This window comes from Paenibacillus sp. FSL R7-0297, assembly GCF_038009025.1.
Classification (GTDB): Bacteria; Bacillota; Bacilli; order Paenibacillales; family Paenibacillaceae; genus Paenibacillus_AQ.
Window position 1 is genome coordinate 981,310 of sequence record NZ_JBBPAQ010000001.1, and the last position, 26,463, is coordinate 1,007,772.

The 26,463-nt window shown below is 50.0% G+C and carries 24 protein-coding genes, 1 tRNA gene, 2 rRNA genes and 2 riboswitches; of the genes, 11 read left to right on the top strand and 16 right to left on the bottom strand.

The genetic code is table 11. The features are described 5' to 3' along the window. Positions 1-248: 248 nt before the first annotated feature. On the top strand, positions 249-728 hold the full coding sequence (locus MKZ24_RS04145) for an AbrB/MazE/SpoVT family DNA-binding domain-containing protein (protein WP_042231503.1): 480 nt from the start codon (positions 249-251) through the stop codon (positions 726-728). A gap of 92 nt (positions 729-820) precedes the next feature. Here the strand turns inward: MKZ24_RS04145 and MKZ24_RS04150 are convergent, their stop codons facing one another. Continuing rightward, positions 821-1,327 (bottom strand): YwhD family protein, encoded by a 507-nt coding sequence (locus MKZ24_RS04150; RefSeq protein ID WP_042231499.1) that lies wholly within the window; start codon positions 1,325-1,327, stop codon positions 821-823. A 104-nt stretch (positions 1,328-1,431) separates the two neighbouring features. On the opposite strand from MKZ24_RS04150, the gene MKZ24_RS04155 reads away from it, so the two are divergent. From MKZ24_RS04155 to MKZ24_RS04180, 6 genes are all read left to right on the top strand, one after another. Beyond that, the gene (locus tag MKZ24_RS04155) at positions 1,432-3,447 is read left to right on the top strand and encodes a M1 family metallopeptidase (RefSeq protein ID WP_340781407.1); all 2,016 of its coding nucleotides are present in this window, start codon (positions 1,432-1,434) and stop codon (positions 3,445-3,447) included. A gap of 44 nt (positions 3,448-3,491) precedes the next feature. Then, the gene (locus MKZ24_RS04160; protein ID WP_340781409.1) at positions 3,492-4,289 is read left to right on the top strand and encodes a hypothetical protein; all 798 of its coding nucleotides are present in this window, start codon (positions 3,492-3,494) and stop codon (positions 4,287-4,289) included. A 217-nt stretch (positions 4,290-4,506) separates the two neighbouring features. Then, a riboswitch (cyclic di-AMP (ydaO/yuaA leader) is annotated at positions 4,507-4,645 on the top strand. Positions 4,646-4,702: 57 nt separating this feature from the next. Continuing rightward, positions 4,703-5,131, top strand: coding sequence for a C40 family peptidase (locus MKZ24_RS04165; protein WP_042140612.1), 429 nt, complete (start codon positions 4,703-4,705; stop codon positions 5,129-5,131). A 387-nt stretch (positions 5,132-5,518) separates the two neighbouring features. Further along, a riboswitch (cyclic di-AMP (ydaO/yuaA leader) is annotated at positions 5,519-5,662 on the top strand. A 5-nt stretch (positions 5,663-5,667) separates the two neighbouring features. After that, positions 5,668-6,159: a C40 family peptidase gene (locus tag MKZ24_RS04170; protein WP_042231491.1), complete on the top strand. Its 492-nt coding sequence runs from the start codon at positions 5,668-5,670 to the stop codon at positions 6,157-6,159. Between the two features lie 248 nt (positions 6,160-6,407). After that, positions 6,408-6,893, top strand: a complete 486-nt coding sequence (locus MKZ24_RS04175; RefSeq protein ID WP_042231489.1) for a GNAT family N-acetyltransferase — start codon at positions 6,408-6,410, stop codon at positions 6,891-6,893. 126 nt (positions 6,894-7,019) lie between these two features. After that, positions 7,020-7,376: a c-type cytochrome gene (locus MKZ24_RS04180; RefSeq protein WP_042241255.1), complete on the top strand. Its 357-nt coding sequence runs from the start codon at positions 7,020-7,022 to the stop codon at positions 7,374-7,376. Between the two features lie 105 nt (positions 7,377-7,481). Here the strand turns inward: MKZ24_RS04180 and MKZ24_RS04185 are convergent, their stop codons facing one another. Together MKZ24_RS04185 and MKZ24_RS04190 are read right to left on the bottom strand one after the other, a co-directional pair. Then, positions 7,482-7,757, bottom strand: coding sequence for a 4a-hydroxytetrahydrobiopterin dehydratase (locus MKZ24_RS04185; protein ID WP_042231486.1), 276 nt, complete (start codon positions 7,755-7,757; stop codon positions 7,482-7,484). Positions 7,758-7,969: 212 nt separating this feature from the next. After that, entirely contained in the window at positions 7,970-8,263 is a 294-nt protein-coding gene (locus MKZ24_RS04190) for a hypothetical protein (RefSeq protein ID WP_042231484.1), read from the bottom strand. A 205-nt stretch (positions 8,264-8,468) separates the two neighbouring features. On the opposite strand from MKZ24_RS04190, the gene motA reads away from it, so the two are divergent. Next, entirely contained in the window at positions 8,469-9,269 is an 801-nt protein-coding gene (motA, locus tag MKZ24_RS04195; protein ID WP_039303855.1) for a flagellar motor stator protein MotA, read from the top strand. Beyond that, positions 9,253-10,071: a flagellar motor protein MotB gene (gene motB, locus MKZ24_RS04200; protein WP_340781412.1), complete on the top strand. Its 819-nt coding sequence runs from the start codon at positions 9,253-9,255 to the stop codon at positions 10,069-10,071. Before motA ends, motB begins: the two co-directional genes overlap by 17 nt. Positions 10,072-10,171: 100 nt before the next feature. On the opposite strand, the gene rluF is transcribed toward motB, so the two are convergent. After that, on the bottom strand, positions 10,172-10,873 hold the full coding sequence (gene rluF, locus MKZ24_RS04205; protein WP_340781414.1) for a 23S rRNA pseudouridine(2604) synthase RluF: 702 nt from the start codon (positions 10,871-10,873) through the stop codon (positions 10,172-10,174). Between the two features lie 5 nt (positions 10,874-10,878). Next, a complete protein-coding gene (locus MKZ24_RS04210; protein WP_042231479.1) occupies positions 10,879-13,191 on the bottom strand; it encodes an ATP-binding protein in 2,313 nt (770 codons plus the stop codon). A 308-nt stretch (positions 13,192-13,499) separates the two neighbouring features. On the opposite strand from MKZ24_RS04210, the gene tadA reads away from it, so the two are divergent. Together tadA and MKZ24_RS04220 are read left to right on the top strand one after the other, a co-directional pair. Further along, the gene (gene tadA, locus MKZ24_RS04215; RefSeq protein ID WP_268794628.1) at positions 13,500-14,003 is read left to right on the top strand and encodes a tRNA adenosine(34) deaminase TadA; all 504 of its coding nucleotides are present in this window, start codon (positions 13,500-13,502) and stop codon (positions 14,001-14,003) included. A 47-nt stretch (positions 14,004-14,050) separates the two neighbouring features. Next, the gene (locus MKZ24_RS04220) at positions 14,051-14,617 is read left to right on the top strand and encodes a GNAT family N-acetyltransferase (protein WP_340781415.1); all 567 of its coding nucleotides are present in this window, start codon (positions 14,051-14,053) and stop codon (positions 14,615-14,617) included. A 92-nt stretch (positions 14,618-14,709) separates the two neighbouring features. Here MKZ24_RS04220 and MKZ24_RS04225 read toward each other — a convergent pair whose 3' ends face one another. The 11 genes from MKZ24_RS04225 to MKZ24_RS04275 form a co-directional block, all read right to left on the bottom strand. Continuing rightward, the gene (locus tag MKZ24_RS04225) at positions 14,710-15,798 is read right to left on the bottom strand and encodes a DUF6612 family protein (protein ID WP_042132709.1); all 1,089 of its coding nucleotides are present in this window, start codon (positions 15,796-15,798) and stop codon (positions 14,710-14,712) included. Positions 15,799-15,901: 103 nt separating this feature from the next. Further along, on the bottom strand, positions 15,902-16,054 hold the full coding sequence (locus tag MKZ24_RS04230) for a small acid-soluble spore protein P (RefSeq protein WP_042132708.1): 153 nt from the start codon (positions 16,052-16,054) through the stop codon (positions 15,902-15,904). Between the two features lie 12 nt (positions 16,055-16,066). Further along, entirely contained in the window at positions 16,067-16,408 is a 342-nt protein-coding gene (locus MKZ24_RS04235; protein ID WP_042231474.1) for a hypothetical protein, read from the bottom strand. A 158-nt stretch (positions 16,409-16,566) separates the two neighbouring features. Beyond that, positions 16,567-16,655, bottom strand: a tRNA-Ser gene (locus MKZ24_RS04240). A gap of 65 nt (positions 16,656-16,720) precedes the next feature. Further along, on the bottom strand, positions 16,721-18,010 hold the full coding sequence (gene serS, locus MKZ24_RS04245; protein WP_042231473.1) for a serine--tRNA ligase: 1,290 nt from the start codon (positions 18,008-18,010) through the stop codon (positions 16,721-16,723). Between the two features lie 89 nt (positions 18,011-18,099). Further along, positions 18,100-18,684 carry a pyridoxal 5'-phosphate synthase glutaminase subunit PdxT gene (gene pdxT / locus MKZ24_RS04250; RefSeq protein WP_340781421.1) on the bottom strand — a complete coding sequence of 195 codons (585 nt, stop codon included), beginning with the start codon at positions 18,682-18,684 and terminating at the stop codon, positions 18,100-18,102. An 18-nt stretch (positions 18,685-18,702) separates the two neighbouring features. After that, positions 18,703-19,584: a pyridoxal 5'-phosphate synthase lyase subunit PdxS gene (gene pdxS / locus MKZ24_RS04255; RefSeq protein WP_042231469.1), complete on the bottom strand. Its 882-nt coding sequence runs from the start codon at positions 19,582-19,584 to the stop codon at positions 18,703-18,705. A 118-nt stretch (positions 19,585-19,702) separates the two neighbouring features. Further along, the gene (locus MKZ24_RS04260; RefSeq protein ID WP_042241254.1) at positions 19,703-21,061 is read right to left on the bottom strand and encodes a D-alanyl-D-alanine carboxypeptidase family protein; all 1,359 of its coding nucleotides are present in this window, start codon (positions 21,059-21,061) and stop codon (positions 19,703-19,705) included. 167 nt (positions 21,062-21,228) lie between these two features. After that, complete coding sequence (gene guaB / locus MKZ24_RS04265) at positions 21,229-22,686, bottom strand: IMP dehydrogenase (protein ID WP_042241251.1); 1,458 nt, start codon at positions 22,684-22,686, stop codon at positions 21,229-21,231. A gap of 388 nt (positions 22,687-23,074) precedes the next feature. Next, positions 23,075-23,191 (bottom strand): 5S ribosomal RNA (rrf, locus tag MKZ24_RS04270). 127 nt (positions 23,192-23,318) lie between these two features. Beyond that, positions 23,319-26,247: ribosomal RNA gene (locus MKZ24_RS04275) — 23S ribosomal RNA — on the bottom strand. Positions 26,248-26,463 lie beyond the last annotated feature (216 nt).

Genomic DNA, 26,463 nt, shown 5'->3' on the forward strand with positions numbered 1-26,463 from the left:
GACTGTGCTAATTTGGGTAAAAAATAGAGAACCCTAATAAACCTCTCCCTTGGGATTTCCCGAAGGGAGAGGTTTTATATGTTTTTTTGCCCCGGACCCTCTCCTGCGCAGTAAAACGGGCTATTTCCCGTATAAGCGACAAGAAACAACATAATTTGTATGCGCTTTCCCCGTTCTCTAAACTTACAATTACTGCTATAATCAGAGATATCCACAAAAAATATAAAGATGTAAATGAGGGACATGGAATGAAAGATACAGGCATGATCCGGAGTTTAGACAGTCTTGGTAGAATTGTGGTTCCCGTAGAAATCCGCATGACACGAAATATTGACATTGGGGATCCCATCGAGTTTTTTATCCTGAATGAGGAAATTATCGTCCTCAGAAAGTACACCTCCACAGAATGCACTTTTTGCAGAAGCCTTGATCATGTAACCTATTATAAAGATCAATTCATTTGCAATACCTGCCTCAAAGAGCTGAGCGACCCCGGGCGCGGATCTGAAGAGATCACAATCTCCTCAGGCCCTGCAGAGGAGATTGCCGAACCTGTCCGCAGTGGACGGAGAACGAAGACGGAGGAAATGAGCCAGCGTCTGGAGAAGGCGATGGAAGACCACCCCTATGCCAACCAGAAGGAGCTTGCCGAGGTGCTCGGAATCAGCCAGGCCAGAGTAAGCCAGTTGAAGCGCAAGCTAAATACTGCCGGCAGAGTGACTCCGTAGCAGCGCATATCCATCATCTTATACATAAGGCTTGGCCCTCTGCTAACAGAGAGCCAAGCCTTGTTTTTCGATATACATGTTCGTTCAGCTTACTACTCCGACAATGCCGCTTTCAGCTCGTCAGGTGAAGCGGCCCACCACTCTTCATTATGGGCAATCAGCAGTGATTTCAGCGCTTCCCGCTCCATAGACCCAAGTCCCTCCACAATAATCTTCCGTTTCAGGGCAGCATCCAGCTTATTGACATGATCGGCAAGAATCTTCCAGCCCCGGCGGGCTTCGGAATCGATCCACATCTCACAGGCGGTAATTCCGCCGTAGAACTGGCCCTCCGGTGTACGGTCCACAGCGACCCAGACTACCCAGACCTGTCTTCCTTCCGGTACATCCTCACGGTTCACGGAGAACTTAATCCCCTTCTCCACTTTGCTCTTGGCATGCATGGCACCGATATCGATAACGGCGATACCTTGATCAATAATAACAGGCGATACATTACCCAGATCAATGGAGCCTGCCCCGAAGCCTTTATGCTTACTCTTGGCATTCACAATATTCAAGGCAATCTGCTTTTTGCCCTCTGGTTGTACGTTATCCACAAGTGCACATCCTTTCCATTCACTAATTATTTAATTTTAGCTAATAATGCGCCGATTGCAAACATATACATCCCGTAGATGCTTGTCACGGGAGGAATCACAGTATGAAGCCACATTCATTAAGGTATACCCTCATCTTCGCAGCTCTGGCTGTTCTCACCTTGCTTGGAGGCGGAATATGGTTTCTTTCAGGGCATAGCCCTGCCGTATGGACTGCCTCTGCCCCAAAAGAGGCCAAGTCCCCCGCCGTCCTGCCGCAGCAGCAAATTGTGCAGTCCACTCTTCCGGAGATCACTCCGCCTCCAGTGTCGGAGGTTTTAAGCCAGCGTGTGGTGGAATACCACATGGATGTTCAGCTGCTGGCCGATACGGGAACCTTAACAGCTTCCGAAACGGTGACCTGGATCCATCCGGGCAAAAAACCGGTCCAAGAGCTCTATTTCCACCTTTATCCCAATGCATTCGCTTCCGGCAATACAACCTTTATGAAGGAATCCGGAGGAACTCTCCGGGGCGACTCTATGCCTGCGGGCGGATACGGCAGCCTGACGCTGACGGATCTGCGGACCTCCGAGGGGATTTCGTTAATGCAGCGCACCCAGTATGTACAGCCTGACGACGGCAATGTGAATGACAAGACCCTGCTTAAGGTCCACCTGCCCCAGCCGGTAAACGGTGGTGAGAGCGTAACACTCAAACTCCAGTTTGAGGTCAAGCTGCCGAAAATATTCGCCCGTATGGGAACCGCCGGCAACTTCGTCATGGCCGGCCAATGGTTCCCCAAGCTCAGCGTCTACGAGCCTGCTGGCACAAGAGGAGCACAGGAGGAAGGCTGGAACCTGCATCAGTACCATGGCACATCTGAGTTCTACAGTGACTTCGGTATTTACAATGTAACCATCTCCGTCCCGTCTGATTACAAGGTTGCCGCCACCGGATTTCCGGTGAAGAACGCGCGGCTGGTACAGGACCGCAAAATCTATCAGTTCTACGCAGATGATGTTCATGACTTCGCCTGGGCGGCATCGCCGGATTTTGTGGTTGCCGAGAAGGCCTTCTCCGCGCCGCAGGTGCCCGGAGTAAAGATCAAGCTCTATCTGGACCCGCTGCATAAGGATCTTCAGGAGCGCTACTTCCAGGCCGCAGAGGCTGCCCTGACCGCCTTCAGCAAATGGTACGGCCCGTATCCATACTCCACCTTATCCATTGTAGTCCCGCCTGAATCTGGCAATGGGGCCGGGGGGATGGAATATCCGACGCTGATCACTGCCTTCGGTGCTGCCGAGGCATCGCCCGGCACCTCGCTTGAACGGACCGTGATCCATGAGATCGGTCACCAGTATTTCTATGGCATGGTCGCCAGCAATGAATTCGAGGAGGCGTGGCTGGATGAGAGCTTCACCTCATATGCCGAAGATCGGCTGATGGAGCAGGAATATGGCGTTGCCTCAAGCCTCCCGCTGCAGTCCAGTCTGGTCTCCTCCTCGCAGCCGCTCAATCTGGAGACGTGGAAATACACCGGAGATGATGCCTACACGCGCAATGTCTATATCCGGGGCAAGCTGGTGCTCCGTGACATCGAACGGTTAGCAGGAGCCAAGAGCATGGATGCCATTCTCGCTGCCTATACCCGTAAATACCGCTTCAAGCATCCCTCGACCGCTGACTTCCAGAAGATTGTGGAGAAAGTGAACAAGCAATCCTGGCAGACTTATTTTGACCAGTATGTCTACAGCGGCGGAGCCCCTGATTTTGCAGTAGATGACATCAGCCTCACGGCCAAGCGGGGCGGCGGTGGCGGAGCAGGCATCCAATATGATGCGGTAGTTGAGGTAAGCAACAAGGGCAGCCATTATGGGGATGTCCCTGTGAAATTCATTTTCTCGGACGGGTACTCGGTACAGCAATACTGGAACGGCGAAGGGAAGGCAACATCGTTTGAATTATCGTATAAAGCGCCTCTGGTCTCCGCCGAGATTGATCCGGGACATTCCATACTGCTGGAGAGCAAGCATCTTAATAATTTCAGAATGGCGGAGCTTGAGCACACTACTCTTTCCCGCTGGACGCTCAGTGCGACGACACTGCTTGAAACCCTGCTCGGAACTCTTGTCTGGTGAGGTGAAGGATTGTGAAAATTTCGATAACCCGCGGTTGGCACAGCATGAAAGAGCAATTTTATATCCTGATTCTGCTATTTATCTACCGGCTGTTCTGGGGCTACTTCATGTACAAATTCATTAAAAGCGCCGTCATTCCGGTACTGCTGCGTTATCCGGATGCGAACGCCGGCGGCAGTAGCATAGGCAGGCTGCTGTATTATATTGAAGGGCAGACTGCATTGCACACGGACCCGGACGTCCGGCAATGGCTATGGCTGCTCCTGGCACTGACTGTGTTGCGGCTGCTGCTCTCCCCCTTTATCCGGGCGGGCCTGCTGCATGAGCTTCACCAGGAACGCGCCGGGGAGCGCGGACTGTTCTTTTTTCCCGGGATGAAGCGTTATGGTCTGCCTGTCCTGCTGTTCAGTCTCGTTGAATGGGCGCTGGTCCTTCTGCCGCTCTATTGGCTGCTGCCGAAGATGTACCGTCTGCTTCTGAACGGCATTCTCGATTATCCGCTGCTGCTGACGCTCGTGCCTTATGTGCTGGGCTGGCTCATCTACCTCTTCCTTATCCGCAAGCTGCTGCTGTATATGCAGTTTGGTTATACTGCAGGCACGGGCATGCTCCCTTCGCTGCTGATCTGTCTGAAAGTCCTTCTGCACTCCATCGGGATATCTGTCATTTTGGGCGCAGGAAGTCTGGTGATGCTGATCCTCTGCGGCGCTGCAGCGCTCTTCTTTCCGGGTCTCCCGGCCCTGCTCCTGCGCCAGGCTGCCCCTCTGCCATCCACTCTATTCAAAATGTGGGGCATAGCCGCGCAGTATCATCTCTGGTCCAGTAAATCATTCCCACAATAATCGGCCGCCAAAACGGCATACTAAAAGAGTCATCGCCCCTCTGGTGAGGTGCATGACTCTTTTTTGTTTACAGCTGCGACAAGTGCATTTGCAAAACTGTAAATCCTTTGGTACAATGATGCCTGTACTACTAGTAACAAATTTGTAATCTTTCAAATGGAATTATGCAGCTATGTAACCGAAGCCATTAACCTTATGTCGATATGTCACTATTCTGGTGCACAAAACGCCGAATTCCCAGCACCGGGGAGTGGGGGAACCATATTTTGGGTGAATTGATCTCGCTTTAGAGGGGTCATAGGGGAACCTTCTACCGAATCCTTAAGCTAACCTCGCAGGCCTTGGAAGGAGTACATCTTTTGAGAAGTCAGAACTTTAAGAAGAAATGCACCACAGCAGCGCTAGGTCTTGTGATGGTATTTACACTCGGAGCGGGCAGCGCTTTCGCAGATTCCAAAATGGATACTGTGATCTCAAAAACCATTGGAACGTCATATAAAACCGGGGGCACCAGCACCAGCGGCTTTGATTGTTCCGGATTCACCAAATACGTATTCAAGAGTATCGGCCTGACCTTGCCGCGCACCTCTAAGGCACAGTACAGCGTTGGAACAGCCGTATCCAAGAGTAATTTGCGTTCCGGTGATTTGGTATTCTTCAATACCCTGGGCAACGGAGTTTCCCATGTCGGTATTTATGTTGGCAATGGAAAATTCGCACAATCCTCCACTTCGCGTGGTGTAACCATCAGTTCGCTGAGTCAGGCATACTGGGCCAACCGCTACGTTGGCGCTAAAAGAGTAATGAGCACAACAGCCTACCAAGCTGTCGCTTACGATTGAACCCTTGAACATTTCCTCGAATATTTGTACCTCTAACATCTAAATGTAACTTATACGAGCCCGGTTTTGATTATTGCCGTAATCATTTCCGGGTTTTTCCTTTTCCTTATTCTACCTTTTACACTCATCTGCAGGCCCTGAAACACCTTTTTATCCCAAATCCAAAGAAAATTCATCAACAGCTCACCCGCTGCGTTAAATATGAGTCTTTCTATGCAGCTATAACTCTAAAAAACGCAAAAAAAATGCATTAATATGTTATAAGTGATTGCCAAGCGCCCTAGTCTTTGCTACAATTATCGCAGTGAGCTTTTAGTAACATTTTTGTAATTATTGAATCGCTTTTAACAAAGGTTTTGTCATGTATTGAATAACAGCTAATCCTAATCAACAGTCGTGCCGAGTTCCCTAAAGATTTAGGGAAACGGGGGAACCAACTTTGGGTGAATTGACCTCCTATTCTAAGAGGGGTCATAGGGGACCTTCAACCGAACCCTTAAGCTAACCTCGTAGGCATTTGGAAGGGGTATTTACTTTTGAAGAAGAAGCTAGCAGCCGCAGTACTAAGCTTTTCCATCATCTTCACCATTGGAGCAGGAAGCGCTTTCGCGGATTCCAAAATGGATAAAGTTATCGACAAAGCCATCGGGACCAAATACGTATCCGGCGGTGTATCCACGAACGGTTTTGATTGCTCCGGATTTACAATGTATGTTTTTGATAAGATCGGAATTAACCTGCCCCACCAATCCGGCTCCCAATATCAGATGGGCACTGCTATATCCCGTGATGAGATGAGACCGGGCGATCTTGTATTCTTCAATACAAGCGGCAAAGGCGTTTCCCATGTCGGTATTTATGTTGGTGACGGTGAGTTCGCACATGCTTCTTCCTCGCGTGGTGTAACCATCAGTTCGCTGAGTGACAGCTACTACGTCAACCGCTACGTTGGCGCCAAACGGATTATGAGTACAGATGCTTACAAGACTGTAGCTACTGATTCCGAAGACAATGACGATGTGCAATAATTTGTCCTAAATATAAGCGCTTTTCCAGGATTTTTGCCGAAATCTTGGAGGAGGGCTTATTTTTTTGTCTATAAAATTACTTACCCCGCTCTATATTTGTAAAACATCAATTCGGCCCTTTCCTAAAATATTTTTTGGCGTTTGTCAAGTTCCGGTCTATCTGCAAGGTTTTTGCGTCGTATCCTGCTCATTTTGTATATAATATTTATAGAATGAAGTAATGTTCCCTTGAAAGGTGGCCTCCGCTTATGATAAGTTCTCCGGTATCTTTTTATGTTGTTGCTATGGAGTCGCGGCATGGCGCTGAGATCTGTGAGTGGAACTATAGGCCCCCGTATAATATTTACGGCTGGATGCCCTGGGAGCAGATGCAGGCGCTCGGTGTTGAATTCGGTGATCCGCAGCTGCGCAGCGAACAATACGTTTCCATCGTGAACGGACAGGGAATCCTATGCGGCTTCGCCCAGCTGTTCCCTATGGAGGGTGTAGTCCGGCTCGGAATCGGCATGCGGCCCGATCTGTGCGGTCATGGCATGGGACATCTCTTCATGAAGGCCATCGTTCAGGCGGCTCTGTTGCGTTATCCGGAACGGGAGATCGATTTGGAGGTACTGACCTGGAATCAGCGGGCCATCCGTGCTTACCAGAAATGCGGATTTACCATAACGGATACTTATGAACGAAGAACTCCATCTGGCGATAAACCATTTTATTGTATGGTCTATGAGAAATAGCATTCCACTTCTGTATGTATGCAAATTTCCCAGGAGTTTCGTTCATTTTTTTGACACAAATACTATGATAACGCTTCACCATCCGGTATAATGAAGGAAGCAGCTTACATGAAGGGACGGATGCAGATGCAGAAATGGATCATGAGCGGTTTGTTTTTTGCCGCCTGTGCCTTTGCCGTGGTCTTAATGTTTACCCTGCCCGGCAAAGCCGAGGTGGCTGAAGAGAACAAGCCTACAATGCCTGAGGTTGTGCTGGACGCAGCCAGCGCGGAGGCCCTGGTAAAAGCCAACTGCATCACCTGCCACGGGGATCAGCTTCAGGGCGGTGTAGGGCCGAACCTGCAGCAGGAGGGCGCTCAGCATGACGCGGCGCAGATTTACAGCATTGTGACCAAGGGACGCGGGCAGATGCCTTCTTTCAAAGACAAACTAGCCCCTGAGGAAATTGCGAATGTCGCTTTATGGCTGGCCGAGAAGAAATAATAACATGCCCAAAGCAAAATGCCCGCTGCAAAAGATACCTGGTATCCTTGCACGGGCATTTTTATGGATCAGGCAGTACTGTCATTTCCATAAGGATCCTGTCCTCTAACGGTTTTTCTCAAAAGCCTCGTTAATTTCATTGGCCTGGCGGATATCCAGCTTCTGCACATCTGCAGGCAGACGCACGATAACGGTCTTGTAATCAATGGTGATATGCGGGTGATGGTCGAACGCTTCCGAGATCGCAGCAACCTCATCTACAAAGGCAATTCCCTTCATATATTCATTGAACATATATTTGCGTACCATAATATCCTCTTCCAATTTCCAGCCTTCCAGCTTGCCGATCTGCTCCCGCAGTTCTTCCTCTGTAAATGGCAATTTGTTTCCTCCCTTGCTTAATTAGCTACATCACAGCAGTCCTGTCTTTTAAATAAAACATCCCTCAGCTTCTTAAAGTCCAAGGGATGTGCCGGGCCAAAGATTTTTTTCGATTAAATGTATTCTTAAATCCCGGCCAATAGTACTTCTTATCCCAATTTTAACATGGGCAGATGCCTGGGGACAAACTCCGCTCCGCGGCTGCCTCCAGGCTACACCAGAACGACCGACGCCAAATCCTCGTCGCCGAGCAGAATATTGATCCGGTGCGTTTCTTTATCGTACATTACAACACCGCTTCCGACCTTAATCACCGGCTCATTGCCCAGTGCGTAGAACAGATCCTCCGCAAGCGCCTCCCATACCTCCAGCTTCGACTCCTCCGGCAGGTTCTCCCACTCCTCTGGCTCCATTTCGAAAAAAATATACCCGTCGGAAATCCGTCCGACTGCGCTTGTCAGCTCAACCAGAATTTCACTGTAATCTCTGCCATGCTTTACTCCCACGTCAATCACTCCGTTTTCTTCGCTGATGAATAATTACTTACCTTATCCATTATAGCCGAAAAAATCACTTCACAAAAAAGGGAATGCTGTCGATAAATAAGAATATACGTGATTTGGTTACGTGCAGAGTGTCCTCCCGCGGTTCAAGGATGATAAACGCGGTATAGTCGGATCACTTCTTAATTCTCATGGACGAGGTGCATAAATGGAAATTTCAACAATACTAGGACTGGTTTTTGGTCTGATCGCAGTAGTCTGGGGGATGGTACTCAAGCATGCTCCGCTTGAAAGCTTGAACAATCCTGCCGCCTATGTAATTATCTTTCTTGGTACGGCCGCCTCAATCTTCATGGCCTTTCCCATGTCGGAAGTCAAGAATTTCCCTAAGCTGCTGAAGATCCTATTTGTGAAGAAAAAGATGGTCGGCAAGCCCGAACTGATTACAATGTTCATGGAATGGGCATCCATCACCCGCCGTGAAGGACTGCTTGCACTGGAATCCAATGTCGATGAAATCGAAGATAATTTCCTTAGAAACGGCATGCGGATGATTATCGACGGTAATGACCAGGAATTTGTCCGCGATGTATTAATGGAAGATATTCACGCTACAGAAGATAGACATAAAGCCGGCGCCTTAATCTTCTCCCAAGCCGGGATGTACGCACCTACGCTGGGGGTACTCGGGGCTGTTATCGGGCTGATTGCCGCCTTGGGTGATATGAGCAACATGGACGTCCTGGCCCACGCGATTGCCGGAGCCTTCATTGCTACTCTGCTGGGGATATTCACCGGTTACGTAATGTGGCACCCTATGGCCAACAAGTTAAAACGTATTTCCAAACGCGAGATTGAAGTCCGCCTGATGATGGTAGAAGGTCTGTTGTCTATCCAGTCCGGGGTCTCCACCATTGCTATCAATCAGAAGCTTTCCGTCTTCCTTACTCCGTCCGAACGGGCCAAGCTAAGTGAGAAGGAGGGCGCCTCGAATGAGCAAAAAGACTAGGCATGAGGAGCACGAAGAGCATGCCGATGAATCCTGGCTGCTGCCCTATTCCGATCTGATGACCCTGCTGGTTGCTCTATTCCTGGTTATGTATGCCATGAGTGCTACGGACGCCCAGAAGTTTGAGCAAATGGCCCAAGCGTTCAATTCAGCGCTCAGCGGCGGTGGCGGCGTACTGGAATTCCGCTCGGATTCACCTACTAGTACTCAACTTGACCAAGGCAGTAAGGATAAAATGAATAGTGTTCTAGATAAAAATACAGGCACCGCCGAGATCTCCAAACTTCGTGCCAAAGAACAGGAGGATCTGGAGAAGCTTAAGGAGCAATTCGATCAGTACATCAAGAATAACGGAATGACTGATTTGCTCAGTACAAAGCTGAATCAGTCCCAGTTAATGATTACAATCAGCGACAACGCCTTATTTGCTTCGGGACAGGCTATGGTCAAGGATGACTCCCGCCAGCTGGCCAAGTCAATCTCGACGATGCTGCAGCAGTTTCCCGATTACGATATATTAGTGCAGGGACATACGGATAATATTCCTATCTCCAATAGCAGCTACTCCTCCAACTGGGATCTTAGCGTGGCCCGTGCCCTTCAATTCATGAAAATCCTGCTGCTTAACCCCAACCTGGACCCGGTTAAGTTCAGTCCGATCGGATACGGGGAATATCATCCCATCGCTGAGAATACGACTGCCGCCGGACGCGCCAAGAACCGTCGTGTAGAAGTTTCCGTTCTCCGCAAATACAAAGATGCAACAACAGAACCAACTGATGTTGCCGCTCCCGGTAAATAAGGCAAATATTCATAGTACATCAAGCACAAAGAGCTGTTCCAAAGGCCGTTATTCAGCCTTCCGGAACAGCTCTTTATTTACTCAATTGATATGTTTCTCCTTATTGCAGCTCATAGTTCAGCATCGCTCCAAGCTCCTGCTTCTCCTGTGGTGACAGATCACGCCATTCCCCGGTCTGCAGGGCGCCCAGCCGGATGTTCATTACCCGGATGCGCTGCAGACGCCGCACTTCATAGCCAAACGCGCTGCACATTCGGCGGATCTGCCGGTTCTTGCCCTCGGTAAGAATAATCCGGAATACCCGCTCGCTTATCCGCGTTACCTCACAAGGGAGCGTTTTGCTGCCCAGAATCTTGACCCCGGTGGCCATGCCTGTAAGGAAGGATTGCGTGACTGGCCTGTCCACGGTAACTACGTACTCCTTCTCATGTCTGCCTTCAGCACGCAATATTTTGTTCACAATGTCCCCGTCATTTGTCAGCAGAATTAATCCCTCAGAATCCTTGTCGAGCCGGCCGATAGGGAAAATACGCTCTTCATGTCCAATGAAATCTACAATATTGCCCTGAATATGGCCTTCTGTTGTAGAAGTGATGCCTACCGGCTTATTAAGTGCGATGTAAACGATCCTGCTGCCTGTTTCCAGGCGTTTGCCGTCGATCAGCACCGTATCTCCGGCTTCTGCCTGACTGCCCAGCAGAGCGGTCTCACCGTTGATGGTGACTCTTCCCCCTTCCACCAGCTTGTCTGCTTCACGGCGCGAACAGTACCCTGTCTCACTGATGAACTTATTAATTCTCATATCTGTCATTCACTCCGTTCTATATACATGCCTGACGGAAGGTTATTCTCCCCGGCTTCAGGCAGCTTAATGGTAACCTGCGCCCCCCGTCCATACTCACTGCGGATCTCAAGACTGCCCTTATGGGCTTGTATAATACGCTGACTGACCATGAGTCCAAGCCCGGTCCCTGACTCTTTATTCGTGAAGAACGGCTCGCCCAGCTTAGGAAGCATATCCTCCGGAACCCCTCCGCCTTCATCAGAAACAATAATAACCACAGAATTATTCTGCTGCTGCTCCTCCAGGGTAATCGTCCCTCCGTCAGGCATAGCCTCAATCGCATTTTTGATTACATTAATGAATACCTGCTTCAGCTGATTCTCCTCACAGTGCACCATAGCCGGCATATCCGAGAAATACGTTACAAACTCTATGCCAAAAAGATGGGCTTGGCTATCCAGCAGAGAGATCACATCGCCGACAATATGCCGCAAATCCCTCAACTGAAAATGAACGGCCTGCGGCTTGGCCAGGATCAGGAACTCACTTACAATCAGATTGATCCGGTCCAGCTCCGAGAGCATAAGATCAATATGCAGCGGGACCAGAACCTTCTTCTCCTGCTGCAGCTGCAGGAACCCTCTCAAGGTGGTCAAGGGATTGCGGATCTCATGGGCAACTCCTGCTGCCAGCTGGCCGACCGTAGTCAGCTTCTCAGAGCGTCTGAGCAGCTCTTCAATCCGGTTGCGCTCAGTCATATCACGGGATACATGTACAAAAGACTGCGGCTGCCCTTCCTCATCCCGGATCACCGAGGTGCTCACACTGACTTCTACGATAGAACCGTCACGTTTCAGACGTACGGTCTCTACCGGTGGCAGAGACATTCCGTTCTTGAGTTGCCGCAAACGGACATCTTCCTGCTCCTGTACTGTAGCCGGCACCAGATATGGCGTCTTGACCAGCGCTTCCGCAGCACTCCATCCATAGAGCTCTTCAAAGGCTCTGTTCGTGCTGATAATCCGTCCATCCATATCCACCGTATGAATCGCATCGGAGGTGCCGTTAATCACCGATTCGAGATGCTCTTTAACCGCCCTATTCTCTTCCAGTGTCTGTCCCAGCCGGTCCGTATGCTGCAGCAAGTGGGAGGTCATCGCGTTGATCCGGTGGGCCAGCTGTCCGAGTTCATCCCGGCTCTCTACATTTAATGGAGGCTCAAATTTGCCCTTGGCCACATCATTCACCTTAGCCAGTATATCCTGAATCGGCCGCGTGACGAAGCCGGCCATAATATAACTGGCCAGGAAAAAGATAATAAGCAGCAGCACGGACGTGGTGATATTATTGAACAGCTGCTCTTTAATTACGGATGAGATCAGCGAGTAATCCATAACCACAGTAATTACATAATCGTCGGCTCCCGGCTGTTTGATTGGAATGAAGCTCTTGAGCACTCTTTTGCCCAGAACCTCCGTATCCAGCGTTACCGGCTCACCCCCGTTGATCGCTTCCCGTATTGCAGCTTTATCCTGTGCAACGTTGCCGTACGTATACGTACCGTAATGAATAGGACGGTTGCGCAGCTTCACATTGATCGGGTCACTGCCATCGGGCAGCATGCTGGGCGATCCGAACGTTTTGGGATTAAAGCCTGTGATCTCCAGGATGCCGGGGTTCACAGCTTTGGAGTCCTGAATAATTTCGTCAGGTCCCATAATCTTGACGTAATCGCTTACGGCAGTACTGCGGATATAAGGATCTATGATATAGTTGCTGGTGCCATCATAATAGTAACCCCATTTATCAATGTACTCGGGATTTGAGGTTGAATATTCGAAAGGGCCGGACCAGAAATTATCCATCGTCTGCCCCTGGTCAACGGATACCCGCTGGCCTGCAAACAACTCCAAAAAAGCCACATACCAGTATCCCATGCCTTTGGTCGAGAGTCCGATCTCTGTGGGATCTGATGACTTGGCTACAACAATATCATTATCAGTCTTGACCAGAAGCGAGATATTAGACACGCCCAGCTTGATGGCCAAGGCCTGCAGCTCCCTATTGTCCACATTCTTGATATCCGGATCAAGCTCAAGCGAAGCCAGAATAGAGGTCATCCTCAGGTTCTGGGCAATTTTATGCTGCACATAGTTGGAACTATAACTGCTCTGCTCAACCGAAACAGCGATCTGCATGGCAGTTATCTTCATATTACTCAGACTTTCATTACGCAGATTATTCCGGACGGCATATAGATTAAGTGTAAGATTCAGCGTCAGGATTAAGAGTACCGAGCCGAAAATAATAGCCGATAATTTCGTTTTTATAGACAAGCGTATTGTTCACCTCTTACCGCTGGTAAATCCTAGCGGAGCATTCATAATTATCATACCTTTTGCCTCTCCATTTGAAAAGACATTTCAAACAGGGATAACCTGGGGAACATATTGAATTCTTCAGACACTTTCTCTACAATAAGTAGGAAACCATCCACAGGTTATGCACATATAAACATTTTGCTAAATCGCGATGTGTACAATTTTGTGCATAAGTCGGGCTTTATCCACAGAGTTGTCCACAATTTGTTAAGAACGAATATTTGTTCGTTGTACAAGGGGCTATTTTAGAAGGGAAGATGAACTTGAATACACGACTTGAAGAGTTGCCGCCTGACGAGCGGGCAATTCATGAATATTGGATGAACGAGGCAATAGGCGAAGCCCGCAAAGCAGAAGCACTGGGTGAAGTGCCGATCGGGGCAGTGGTTGTCCGTGAAGGTAAAATTATCGGGCGCGGCTACAATCTGCGTGAGACCACGCTCGATTCCACTGCCCATGCGGAGATGGTTGCCATCCGTGAAGCGAGTACGGCCCTTAATTCCTGGCGTCTGCTCGACTGCCAGCTCTACGTGACCCTGGAGCCCTGTCCCATGTGTGCAGGAGCCATGGTGCAGGCCAGAGTCCCGCTCACCGTGTATGGTACTCCTGATCCCAAGGCCGGCTGTGCAGGGACTCTGATGAACCTGCTGGAGGAATCGCGTTTTAACCACCGTACAGAGGTCATCCAGGGTGTGCTGCAGGAAGAATGCGCAGAGCTGCTGACTTCGTTCTTCCGCCGGCTGCGGCAAAGACCTGCCAAGCTCTAATGAAACGGATCAGATATATCATTCTATTGTGACCAGGAGGGCGATCCATGTCTTTTAAGCTGTACAATACCCCGAAGGGAATCTTTATCTCTTTATTGAAGCTCACGGATGCCGAAGCACTGCTTAACCTCCGTCACCGCAACCGCAAGGAGCACCAGCAGTTCGAACCCCTCCGTGACAATGACTACTTCACCCTGGAGAGCCAGCGGCAGCTGATTAACCAGCGCATCCTGGACGCCCGGCAGGATAGTGCTTATATGTTCGGCATCTATCTGCTCAGCGGCGAGCTGATTGGCCAGATTACCATTTCTAATGTGGTACGGGGTGTCGGACAATTTGCCGATATCGGATATTTTATTGATTATGAAATGCAGGGTAAAGGGTATACCAGCGCAGCGGTGCATCTGATCCTGGGCTATGCCTTCCGTTCCCTCGGCCTTCACAGGCTGCAGGCGGCCATCCTGCCTCATAATGACGGCTCCCGCAGAGTACTGGAGAAGAACGGATTTCAGGCTGAAGGGCTTGCCCGCCGCTTCATCAAAATCAACGGAGAATGGCAGGACCACCGCACTTACGCCATTCTGGCTGAAGATTTTCTTCCACAGGAGCAATAGCCTGATCTGCCGGAGCCGCCGGCAAGCAGCACAAAAATCCCGTATGAGCGGAGGTTCGCTTATACGGGATTTCTGTGTTGCTGCAGTATTTATTAATAAGTGCCTGTGGCTCCGAACTGCTGCTGCAGCTCTTCCAGGGTAATCACATCTTCGCCTTGCGGAATTCCGATCTGGAAGGTTTGTTTCTCATTGATCTTGCTGTATTGATTGCTAGCGGTCATAGACAGAGCGACATTCTCACCTTGTTCAGGATCATTCACTTTGATATCCATTAGCATATCCTGATACACCGGGAAGTTATCGTCATTGATCGCCGTGTTAAGATGGAACTGGTTAATCGTGAGATGCGTATTCAGCTCAGCCAGATCCTTATCGAATTCAGCACGTGCTTCACTGGACTGCAGCTCTTCCTTCGCTTTAGCCAAGTCGGCAGCATCGATCTTCAGCAGTTCCTTGTATTCATCCTTGCCGAGAATATCGATGATCTTAGGCAGCGCATTGTTCACCAGGATGGTGAGCGCCTCTTTGACATTATCATTCGTTACCTGGAACTGGACAACCTGTTTGGCTTCAACCCCTTCAGGCAGGCCGGCTTCCTTAGGTTTGATTTCGTTAAAGTACTTCTCTTCGTCATACTCACCCAGTAATGTGTTCATCACTTCATTAGACAGCTTCTGCACTTTCTGCGTGTCCATAGCCGAAGGGTTGAATTCAGCCCCCTCCTGCTCGGCCAGTTCCTTCAGATCCACTTCAACAAATTTACCTACGATTGTCTCGGGAAGCGGCAGGAACGGAATGGACGGCACTTTGACATACAGCTTCTCTGCTGTCATTACCATCGGAACCGTGAAGGACATCGCCATATCCCCCTTCAGATTCAGAACCATTGTAAGCTCTGTCTGCATCGGCTCTGCCTGGTAGACTCCATCAACTGTAAGCTCAGCATTCTTAAGCATGCTGAGAATCTGACCCGTTGTAGCATCAGCTTCGCTTGTACCTGTGTCGATCGTCAGGTCATTAACGGTAAGCTTCGTCTTCATTTCATACGATGTCATCGCCGCAACTTTATTTGCAGCAGCGGACAATGCCTCTTTCGGAGCCTCTTTCTTTGCACACCCCGGCAGAATTACTGCGGCGGTGAGCAGCAATGCGGCAGCGGATAACCCCCATTTTTTATTCATTATTGTTCTCCTCTCCCATGTGAAAAATTCTTTCCCCTCCCTAATGATAAACCATTTGGCAAATATGAGAAACATTTCTCTCCATTTTCATCTCCGGCTAGGGTCAGCCCTGAGGATTATTATGGTCAACGTGGTTAGCCTGTTTTACCTTTTTTGAACCGGACAACGGCTCAGGACCTGATGAATGATGTTCCTTGCGCGGTCCCTGATTATCCTGCTGTACACCGGGTACCGGCATGCTTTTTGGTTTGCTCACTTTGTTCACCTCCTATGGATTGGTTAAGCCCTGAAGCGCCTGCGCGCATTCATGAATCTGCCTTGTATACTGCTGCGCCAAAAGCTGTACGGCATCCGTACGTTCGTCCGCCACGCGCCCATCCTGCTCGGCATCGAGCAGATCCACAGCAACCTCGCGGCTATCCACATAGGTGCAGCGGAAATCGAGGGAATACCCTTGACGCCCGGATGCATTGAAATGAATAAGCAGACTGTTCTGGTCCGCCGCATCCCCCTGCACACTGAAGCTGTCCCCATCCTCCATCAGTGCAGGCAGGCGCTCCTGCCAGGCAGACACCAGATTCTGCTGATCTACTTGTAATTGTCGGTCCATCTTTATGATCATCCTCCTTCTCTAATACATTGCCGAGAAAGAGAGCTTTTTATTCTCTTTGGAACAGGTTCCATCCAAAAGAATCCTCTGAGTACAACAAAAAACCGTCCCCCATAAGGAGAACGGCTTCTATCTGCAAATCTTTGAGTGTAAAGGAATGGCGGAGAGGATGGGATTCGAACCCATGTGGGCTTGCACCCTAACGGTTTTCAAGACCGCCCCGTTATGACCGCTTCGGTACCTCTCCAATGCATCTAAATTTCACATGCATTAGGAATTATAACACACCCAACAAATAATATGCAACTATAATTATTGAGCAGTTTGTGCGCTTATGGATTTCACGTTACGCATATACGGCTGCAGGCATTCCGGAATCAGAACACTGCCGTCTTCCTGCTGGTAATTCTCCAGAATAGCCGCTACCGTACGGCCTACGGCCAGCGCAGAACCATTCAGCGTATGCACGAATTCCGGCTTGGACTTGGGCTCTTTGCGGAAGCGGATATTGGCCCGGCGGGCCTGGAAATCCTCGGTGTTGGAGCAGGAGGAAATTTCGCGGTACATTCCGCTCTCCGGCAGCCACACCTCCAGGTCATACGTCTTCGCCGATGTAAAGCCCATATCTGCCGTACACAGCAGAAGGACGCGGTAAGGCAGTCCCAGGAGCTGTAGGACGCGTTCAGCATCGGCTGTCATCTTCTCCAGCTCCTCATAGGAGGTCTCCGGACTGGCAAGCTTCACAAGCTCCACCTTATTGAACTGATGCTGGCGGATCAGACCGCGGGTATCACGCCCCGCAGATCCGGCTTCCGAACGGAAGCAAGAGCTGTAGGCTACATGGTACTTCGGCAGATCACCAGCCGTCAGAATCTCTTCACGGTAGTAGTTCGTTACAGGCACTTCTGCTGTAGGGATCAGATAATATTCTGTATCACGCAGCTTGAACAAATCCTCTTCGAACTTCGGCAGCTGTCCTGTTCCATACAGGCTGTCCTTGTTGACAATGTACGGCGGCAGCATCTCTTCATAGTTATGCTCTCCGCTGTGCAGATCCATCATGAAGTTGATTAACGCGCGCTCCAGTCTTGCTCCCAGCCCTTTGTAGAAGGCGAACCGGGAACCCGTAACCTTGGCTGCCGCTTCAAAATCAATGATATCCAGCTGCTGCGCCAGCTCCCAGTGTGATTTCGGAGTGAATCCGAACTCTCTAGGCTCCGACCAGCGGCGTACTTCAACATTGTCCTCCTCGGACTTCCCAACCGGCACCGATTCATGCGGGATGTTCGGAATGCTCATGGTTAATTCATCAATCTTAGCTTCGAGCTCTCGTACTTCATCGTCCAGCTCTTTGATCCGGTCGGACACCGTACGCATTTCTGCAATCAAATCATCCGCCGGTTCTCCATTTTTCTTCTTCTTGGCTACATCTCCGGATACGGTGTTCCGGCGGTTCTTAAGTCCCTCTGTTTCCTGAAGCAGCTCACGGCGGCGCAGATCAAGCTGCGGGAAGCTGGCAATCAAATCGAGCGACTTTCCTCTTTTAGTAAGGGCCTCTTCTACTCTGGCATAATCACTACGCAACACTTTAACATCTAACACAAAGTTTCCCTCCTGAAAACAGCCCAAACTCTTTCAAAATGCTGATTTGTTTACAGCTTTGAAAGAGTCAGGATGTTTTATATGCAGTTCTATTGATTGGCTGCGATACTGTCCTCTACCATGTCGGCAAAATATTGATGCAGCCTGTAATCAACAGTCAGTTCCGGGTGAAAAGAGGATACCAGCAGGTTGCCCTGACGTGCAGTTACAATCTCATCCTTATAGATGGTAAGCACATCGACATCCGGACCCACCTCGTTAATGAGCGGAGCACGGATAAATACCGCACGTACCGGCTCAGCAATCCCTTTAACCTCCAGATCACATTCAAAGCTTTCCCGCTGGCGGCCAAAGGCATTCCGGGAAACGGTAATATCCATCAGCTCCAGATGGCCGGGTTCGCCTCCGGCAATGTGCTTGGCCAGGACAATCATACCGGCGCATGTGCCAAAAATCGGCTTGCCTTGACCCGCAAACTCACGTATAGCTTCTATAAAGCCATATTTGCGCATCAGTTTGCCGATGGTCGTGCTCTCGCCGCCGGGAATAATTAGACCCTCTACCTCTTCCAGCTGCTCTACACGCTTGATAGGCAGACCCTGCGCACCCGTCTTCTCAATACTGACGATATGCTCTGTTACAGCGCCCTGAAGCGCCAACACTCCTATTCTCATCCGGAAGCCTTCTCTCTATTAACGGCCGCGTTCCGACATACGTTCAGCCGGAGTCAAAGTGGCAATATCAATCCCCTTCATCGGGGCGCCAAGGTTCTTCGACACTTCAGCAATCAGCTTGTAGTCTGTAAAGTGGGTGGTCGCTTCTACAATGGCACGCGCGAATTTCTCAGGGTTGTCCGACTTGAAGATCCCCGAGCCGACGAACACGCCGTCAGCACCAAGATGCATCATGAGCGCAGCATCGGCAGGTGTAGCTACACCGCCGGCCGCGAAATTAACGACAGGCAGCTTACCAAGCTGGTGAACCTCCAGCAGCAGCTCATAAGGAACAGCCAGTGTCTTAGCTTCATTATAAAGCTCATCAAGCGAGAGGTTAGTCACTTTGCGGATTTGACTGTTTATGTAGCGCATGTGGCGGACGGCTTCAACGATATTGCCGGTTCCCGGCTCACCCTTAGTACGGATCATCGAAGCTCCTTCGTTAATCCGGCGCAGGGCTTCCCCAAGGTCCTTGGCTCCGCATACAAAAGGAACGGTGAATTCACGTTTATTGATATGGAACACTTCATCAGCCGGCGTGAGCACTTCGCTCTCATCCAGATAGTCAACACCGAGGGATTCAAGAACCTTGGCTTCTACATAATGGCCAATACGGGCTTTAGCCATAACAGGAATGCTCACTACCTTGATAACCTCTTCTACAATAGTAGGATCGGCCATACGTGCTACACCACCCGCTGCGCGGATATCGGAAGGTACACGTTCCAGAGCCATAACGGCTACTGCGCCCGCTGCCTCGGCAATCTTTGCCTGCTCTGCATTCATGACGTCCATAATGACGCCACCTTTTTGCATTTCTGCCATGCCTCTTTTAACTCGCGATGTTCCTGTTTCCATGTCTAAGCCTCCCGAATGATCTATCCTAATCTAACTTGTAATTTTACCGCAAGGCGGTGATATATACAACCTATTTACTGGGATTTTGTTGTATTGCTGGCATTAGGCTGCCTTGCAGTTAGAACAAGTTCTTAATTCCTGTAAACAGGTCGCCAAAAAACTCTCCGATTGCTCTCATCAGCAATTTGAACCAGCCAGCCTTCTCTGCTTCCTCAGCAGTAATCAGGTTAACCGTCTTCTCCTGAACCTGAGACATTCCTTCGATCTGGTAGCTATAAGTGACCTTACCTACTTTACTGGCTCCGGCAATCGGCGCGATCAAAGTTGCGGGGTCGTTCGTCACCACTGTAGTTTTGATCTGTGGAGAAACCGTACCCTTTGGTACCATGAACGTAACTCCAGCGTCGGTAACAACGGATACTTCCTTGTTCTTCCCTTTCAGTACAGGCACTGTTTCAGTTCCGGCAATGACTGCCTTAGGCGCTACAACCTGCTTAATCTCGAAGTTATTGAAGCCGAAATCAAGCACCTTCTTCGTTTCCGTGAAACGGTGTGCTTCTGAATTGGCCCCCATGACTACGCTGATCAGACGCATGCCATCACGAACGGCCGTACCAGTGAAACAGTTGCCGGCATTGGTGGTATGTCCAGTCTTCAATCCGTCGAGACCCGGATAGGCATAGGCCTTGAAATTAGCAATATCCTTGTTGGCTTCCAGCATCCAGTTATAGTTAATCATCGGTTTCGCGTCACGTTCACGGAACTTGTAGGACTGAATTGTCGTGAACTCGGTGAAATCCGGATGGTCCGTTACAATAAACTTAGCGAGCAGGGCAGCATCCATAGCGGACATTAACGTTTCGCCTTCAGCCTCCGGACGGAATTTCTCCGGCATATCAGCGCGGTCAAGCCCTGTGGAGTTAATGAAGTGGGCGGTCTTCATCCCCATCTTCTTAGCAGTTTCGTTCATTAGGGTTACGAATTCCTGCTCAGAACCCGACACCAGTTCAGCCAAAGCTACCGTGGCATCATTGGCTGAACCAACGGCCATGGCTATGTAGAGTTCTTTGACGGTATGTTCATCGCCCTCGGCTAAGAAAATACGTGACCCGATCTGCTTCGACGCATTCTCCTGCACAACAACTTTCTCATCCCAGGATATCTGTCCGTTCTTCACCGCATCAGACACGAGATATTCTGTCATCATCTTCGTCATACTTGCCGGTGGCAATGGCTCGTCCGCATTCAAAGATAAGAGGATCTCTCCTGTGGTCGGCTCTATTAATACTGCAGACTTCAGATTAAGTCCGAGTGACTCCACGCTTGGAATCTTGGTTACTGCCGTTTTGGCAGGTGTTGCCGCTGTCGATGGAGCCGCAGCCTCTGTTGCAGCCGGTGTGCTTACCGCCTCTGCCATGGCAGACGCTGCCGGGAATGCTAGCATATTTAAAAGCAGACCTACTGTCGCTGTCTTCATCACAAGTTGCTTACTACTTAGTTTCCGCTTGTACTTCAATGATTACTACTCTCCTTTAATCCTCAGATCAGTGCTTGTTCTATTCTAACACAGGGGTATCTGCAAAAAAAGACAGACAGGACGAATTTAGTCCTGCCTGTCCGCAAAAATATGCGATTCTTCCCGGTTTACAGGGAATAGTTCGGCGCTTCTTTGGTAATCTGCACATCATGCGGGTGACTCTCACGAAGACCCGCGCCAGTGATACGGATAAATGAGGTATCATTGCGCAGTTCCTCTAATGTCTTCGTACCACAGTAACCCATACCTGAGCGCAATCCGCCGATCAGTTGATGAACGGTATCGGACAACGGCCCTTTAAAAGCAACCCGCCCCTCGATGCCTTCAGGAACGAGCTTCTTATCATCATCCTGGAAGTAACGGTCTTTACTGCCCTGCTTCATGGCGCTCATGCTGCCCATTCCGCGGTATACCTTGTATTTACGTCCCTGATAAATTTCCGACTCCCCAGGACTCTCTTCCGTACCGGCGAACAAGCTGCCCATCATCACTGCAGCAGCTCCGGCAGCAATTGCCTTAGTAATCTCTCCGGAGTACTTAATTCCCCCGTCAGCAATAACTGGAATCCCGTATTCGCGGGCAACCGTTGCACAATCATAGATTGCTGTAACCTGTGGAACGCCGATACCTGCAATTACACGGGTTGTACAAATCGACCCGGGTCCAATACCGACCTTGACCACGGATGCTCCGGCTTCAATCAATTCCCGGGTAGCTTCACCTGTAGCTACATTACCAGCCACAATAGTAAGATCAGGATACAATTCGCGCAGCTGGCGGACCGCGTCGATAATATTAATATGGTGTCCGTGTGCCGAATCCACTGTGATAAGGTCAACACCGGCTTTTACCAATGCCTCTGTGCGTTCTAATGTATCCTTAGAAATACCGATTGCAGCTCCAACAAGCAGACGGCCTTGAGCATCCTTGGCCCCGTTAGGGAACTGGATAGCTTTCTCTATATCTTTAATAGTAATGAGACCTTTAAGAATATTGTGCTCATCCACCAGCGGCAGCTTCTCAATCTTGTGACGTTGAAGGATGCCTTTCGCTTCCTGAAGCGTTGTACCTACAGCAGCGGTAACCAGATTCTCATGAGTCATAACTTCTTTGATCTGAATATTGAAATCGTGGATAAAACGCAAATCACGGTTAGTCAGAATACCAACAAGCTTACCGCCTTCATCTACGATAGGTACACCTGAAATGCGGTATTTCCCCATCAGAACTTCAGCATCGGATACCCAGTGGTCTGGCGTAAGTGAGAATGGATTGGTAATAACGCCGCTCTCGGAGCGCTTCACACGGTCCACCTCTTCCGCCTGCTGCTCCACGGACATATTCTTATGAATGATGCCGATCCCGCCCTCACGGGCAATAGCAATCGCCATAGCTGCTTCCGTGACTGTATCCATACCTGCACTCATCAAAGGGATGTTCAGCTTCACATTCTTGCTAAGTACAGTGGTTAAATCCACTTCCTTAGGCAGTACCTCGGATTTACGCGGAACCAGCAGCACATCATCAAAAGTGAATCCTTCTTTACCAAACTTATCTTCCCACACCTGGGTCATTCCTCCTCGAAATATTCTTTTCTCCACCTGCCTGCTAACTTATGAATAAAAAAACTCCTGCTTCAAGTCCATACCCGATAGACAGCGGTAAAGGCTTGGGAGTTATACATAATAGTGTCTTCAGTTAAGGTTTGAGATGCTTGTCCAAAAATATATTAGAGCTATCTTAGCAAAGGGCTTTTGGCCTGTCAAGAATATTACATCTTCTGATAAGGTATTAAGAAATCTTGCTCCGGGTAAGCGAATTCTTGGACTAAAGTCCGTGTACAGTGGACAGATTATATAATCATCCATAATTTAACACCGTAACGTCTATGCATTTTCCATGTATAAAAGTATACAAAAAAACCATTGTCGATTGCTCAACAATGGCTCATGTGCTTGGCGGCGTCCTACTCTCCCAGGACCCTTCGGTCCAAGTACCATCGGCGCTGGAGGGCTTAACGGTCGTGTTCGGGATGGGTACGCGTGGAACCCCTCCGCTATCGCCACCAAACATGCGTCTGTGAAACAGACGCTGCCGCTTGAAATTCGGTTCATCACGGATGTGTGAATGAATTTCATGGCGTACAGGCTTGATCGCCTGAAAACTGAATCCGAAACGAATCTGCGCTCTAAGAAATTTGGATAAGCCCTCGACCGATTAGTATTGGTCAGCTCCGTGCATTGCTGCACTTCCACCTCCAACCTATCTACCTCGTCGTCTTCAAGGGGTCTTACTAGTTGGGAAATCTCATCTTGAGGGGGGCTTCACGCTTAGATGCTTTCAGCGCTTATCCCGTCCGTACGTAGCTACTCAGCCATGCTCCTGGCGGAACAACTGATGCACCAGCGGTACGTCCATCCCGGTCCTCTCGTACTAAGGACAGCTCCTCTCAAATTTCCTGCGCCCACGACAGATAGGGACCGAACTGTCTCACGACGTTCTGAACCCAGCTCGCGTACCGCTTTAATGGGCGAACAGCCCAACCCTTGGGACCTACTTCAGCCCCAGGATGCGATGAGCCGACATCGAGGTGCCAAACCTCCCCGTCGATGTGGACTCTTGGGGGAGATAAGCCTGTTATCCCCAGGGTAGCTTTTATCCGTTGAGCGATGGCCCTTCCATGCGGTACCACCGGATCACTAAGTCCGACTTTCGTCCCTGCTCGACTTGTAGGTCTCGCAGTCAAGCTCCCTTATGCCTTTGCACTCTGCGAATGATTTCCAACCATTCTGAGGGAACCTTTGAACGCCTCCGTTACTCTTTAGGAGGCGACCGCCCCAGTCAAACTGCCCGCCTGACACGGTCCCCGTACCCGCTTAGGGTACTAGGTTAGAACCTAGATACGATCAGGGTGGTATCCCAACGGCGCCTCCGCAGAAGCTTGCGCTCCTGCCTCTACGGCTCCCACCTATCCTGTACAGATCGTACCCAAATTCAATATCAAGCTGCAGTAAAGCTCCATGGGGTCTTTCCGTCTTGTCGCGGGTAACCTGCATCTTCACAGGTATTAAAATTTCACCGGATCTCTCGTTGAGACAGCGCCCAAGTCGTTACGCCATTCGTGCGGGTCAGAATTTACCTGACAAGGAATTTCGCTACCTTAGGACCGTTATAGTTACGGCCGCCGTTTACTGGGGCTTCGGTTCACAGCTTCGGGTTGCCCCTAACCACTCCCCTTAACCTTCCAGCACCGGGCAGGCGTCAGCCCGTATACTTCGCCTTGCGGCTTCGCACAGACCTGTGTTTTTGCTAAACAGTCGCTTGGGCCTTTTCACTGCGGCCCCCTCGGGCTATTCACCCTACCGAGGCACCTCTTCTCCCGAAGTTACGAGGTCATTTTGCCGAGTTCCTTAACGAGAGTTCTTCCGCGCGCCTTAGAATTCTCTTCTCGCCTACCTGTGTCGGTTTGCGGTACGGGCACCTTCTCCTGGCTAGAGGCTTTTCTTGGCAGTGTGAGATCATGACCTTCGCTACTACAATTTTCGCTCCCCATCACAGCCCAGCCTTATTGATGTGCGGATTTGCCTACACATCAGCCTCACTGCTTAGACGGACATATCCATCAGTCCGCGTCACTACCCTCCTGCGTCACCCCATCGCTCATAGCGGATTACGGTGGTACAGTAATTTCAAACTGTTGTCCTTCGACTACGCCTTTCGGCCTCGCCTTAGGTCCCGACTTACCCTGAGCGGACGAGCCTTCCTCAGGAAACCTTGGGCTTTCGGCGGATCAGATTCTCACTGATCTTTTCGTTACTCATACCGGCATTCTCACTTGTATGCTGTCCAGCGCTCCTTACGGTACACCTTCAACCCACATACAACGCTCCCCTACCCCAGATACAAAGTATCTAGCCATAGCTTCGGTGGTGTGTTTAGCCCCGTTACATTTTCGGCGCAGAGTCACTCGACCAGTGAGCTATTACGCACTCTTTCAATGGTGGCTGCTTCTAAGCCAACATCCTGGTTGTCTGTGCAACTCCACATCCTTTCCCACTTAACACACACTTGGGGACCTTAGCTGATGGTCTGGGCTGTTTCCCTTTTGACAATGGATCTTAGCACTCACTGTCTGACTCCCGGCAAGAAGTTAATGGCATTCGGAGTTTGACTGAGCTTGGTAACCCTTGCGGGCCCCGCACCCAATCAGTGCTCTACCTCCACCACTCCATTCACCGAGGCTAGCCCTAAAGCTATTTCGGGGAGAACCAGCTATCTCCGAGTTCGATTGGAATTTCTCCGCTACCCCCACCTCATCCCCGCATTTTTCAACATGCGTGGGTTCGGGCCTCCAGTGCGTGTTACCGCACCTTCACCCTGGACAGGGGTAGATCACACGGTTTCGGGTCTACGTCCACATACTCATTCGCCCTATTCAGACTCGCTTTCGCTGCGGCTCCGTCTTCTCGACTTAACCTTGCATGTTAAACGTAACTCGCCGGTTCATTCTACAAAAGGCACGCCATCACCCAGTAATAGGGCTCTGACTTTTTGTAAGCACACGGTTTCAGGTTCTATTTCACTCCCCTTCCGGGGTGCTTTTCACCTTTCCCTCACGGTACTGTTTCACTATCGGTCGCCAGGTAGTATTTAGCCTTAGCAGATGGTCCTGCTGGATTCATACGGGGTTTCACGTGCCCCGCACTACTCGGGATCCGTCTCGGAGAGAACACAGTTTAGGCTACAGGGCTTTTACCTCTATCGCGGGCCTTTCCAGACCTCTTCACCTACCATATTCCTTTGTAACTCCATGTGAGACGTCCCACAACCCCAAGGGGCAAGCCCCTTGGTTTAGGCTGTTCCGCGTTCGCTCGCCGCTACTGACGGAATCACTATTGTTTTCTCTTCCTCAGGGTACTTAGATGTTTCAGTTCCCCTGGTCTGCCTCTGCGTATCCTATGTATTCAGATACGAGTAACTGCGAATTACCACAGCTGGGTTTCCCCATTCGGACACCCCCGGATCAAAGCTTGCTTACAGCTCCCCGAGGCAGTTTCGTTGTTCGCCACGTCCTTCGTCGGCTCCTGGCGCCTAGGCATCCTCCGTGTGCTCTTATTAGCTTAACCGTCACTCCGGTGTTTCGCTTGCTTGCTCATCTTGTTTTGAATACTGCTCATGGATTGCTCCATTCACCAACACATTCAAAGCCAAAGGTCGCTGCACAATCGAAAACCTTCGTTCTGCACTAATAACTATTTCAACTTGCTTACACAAGTTTCAGCTAAAAGATGTTCTAAAACGCAAATTCGTTTCGGTATCCAGTTTTCAAGGATCAAGGTGCT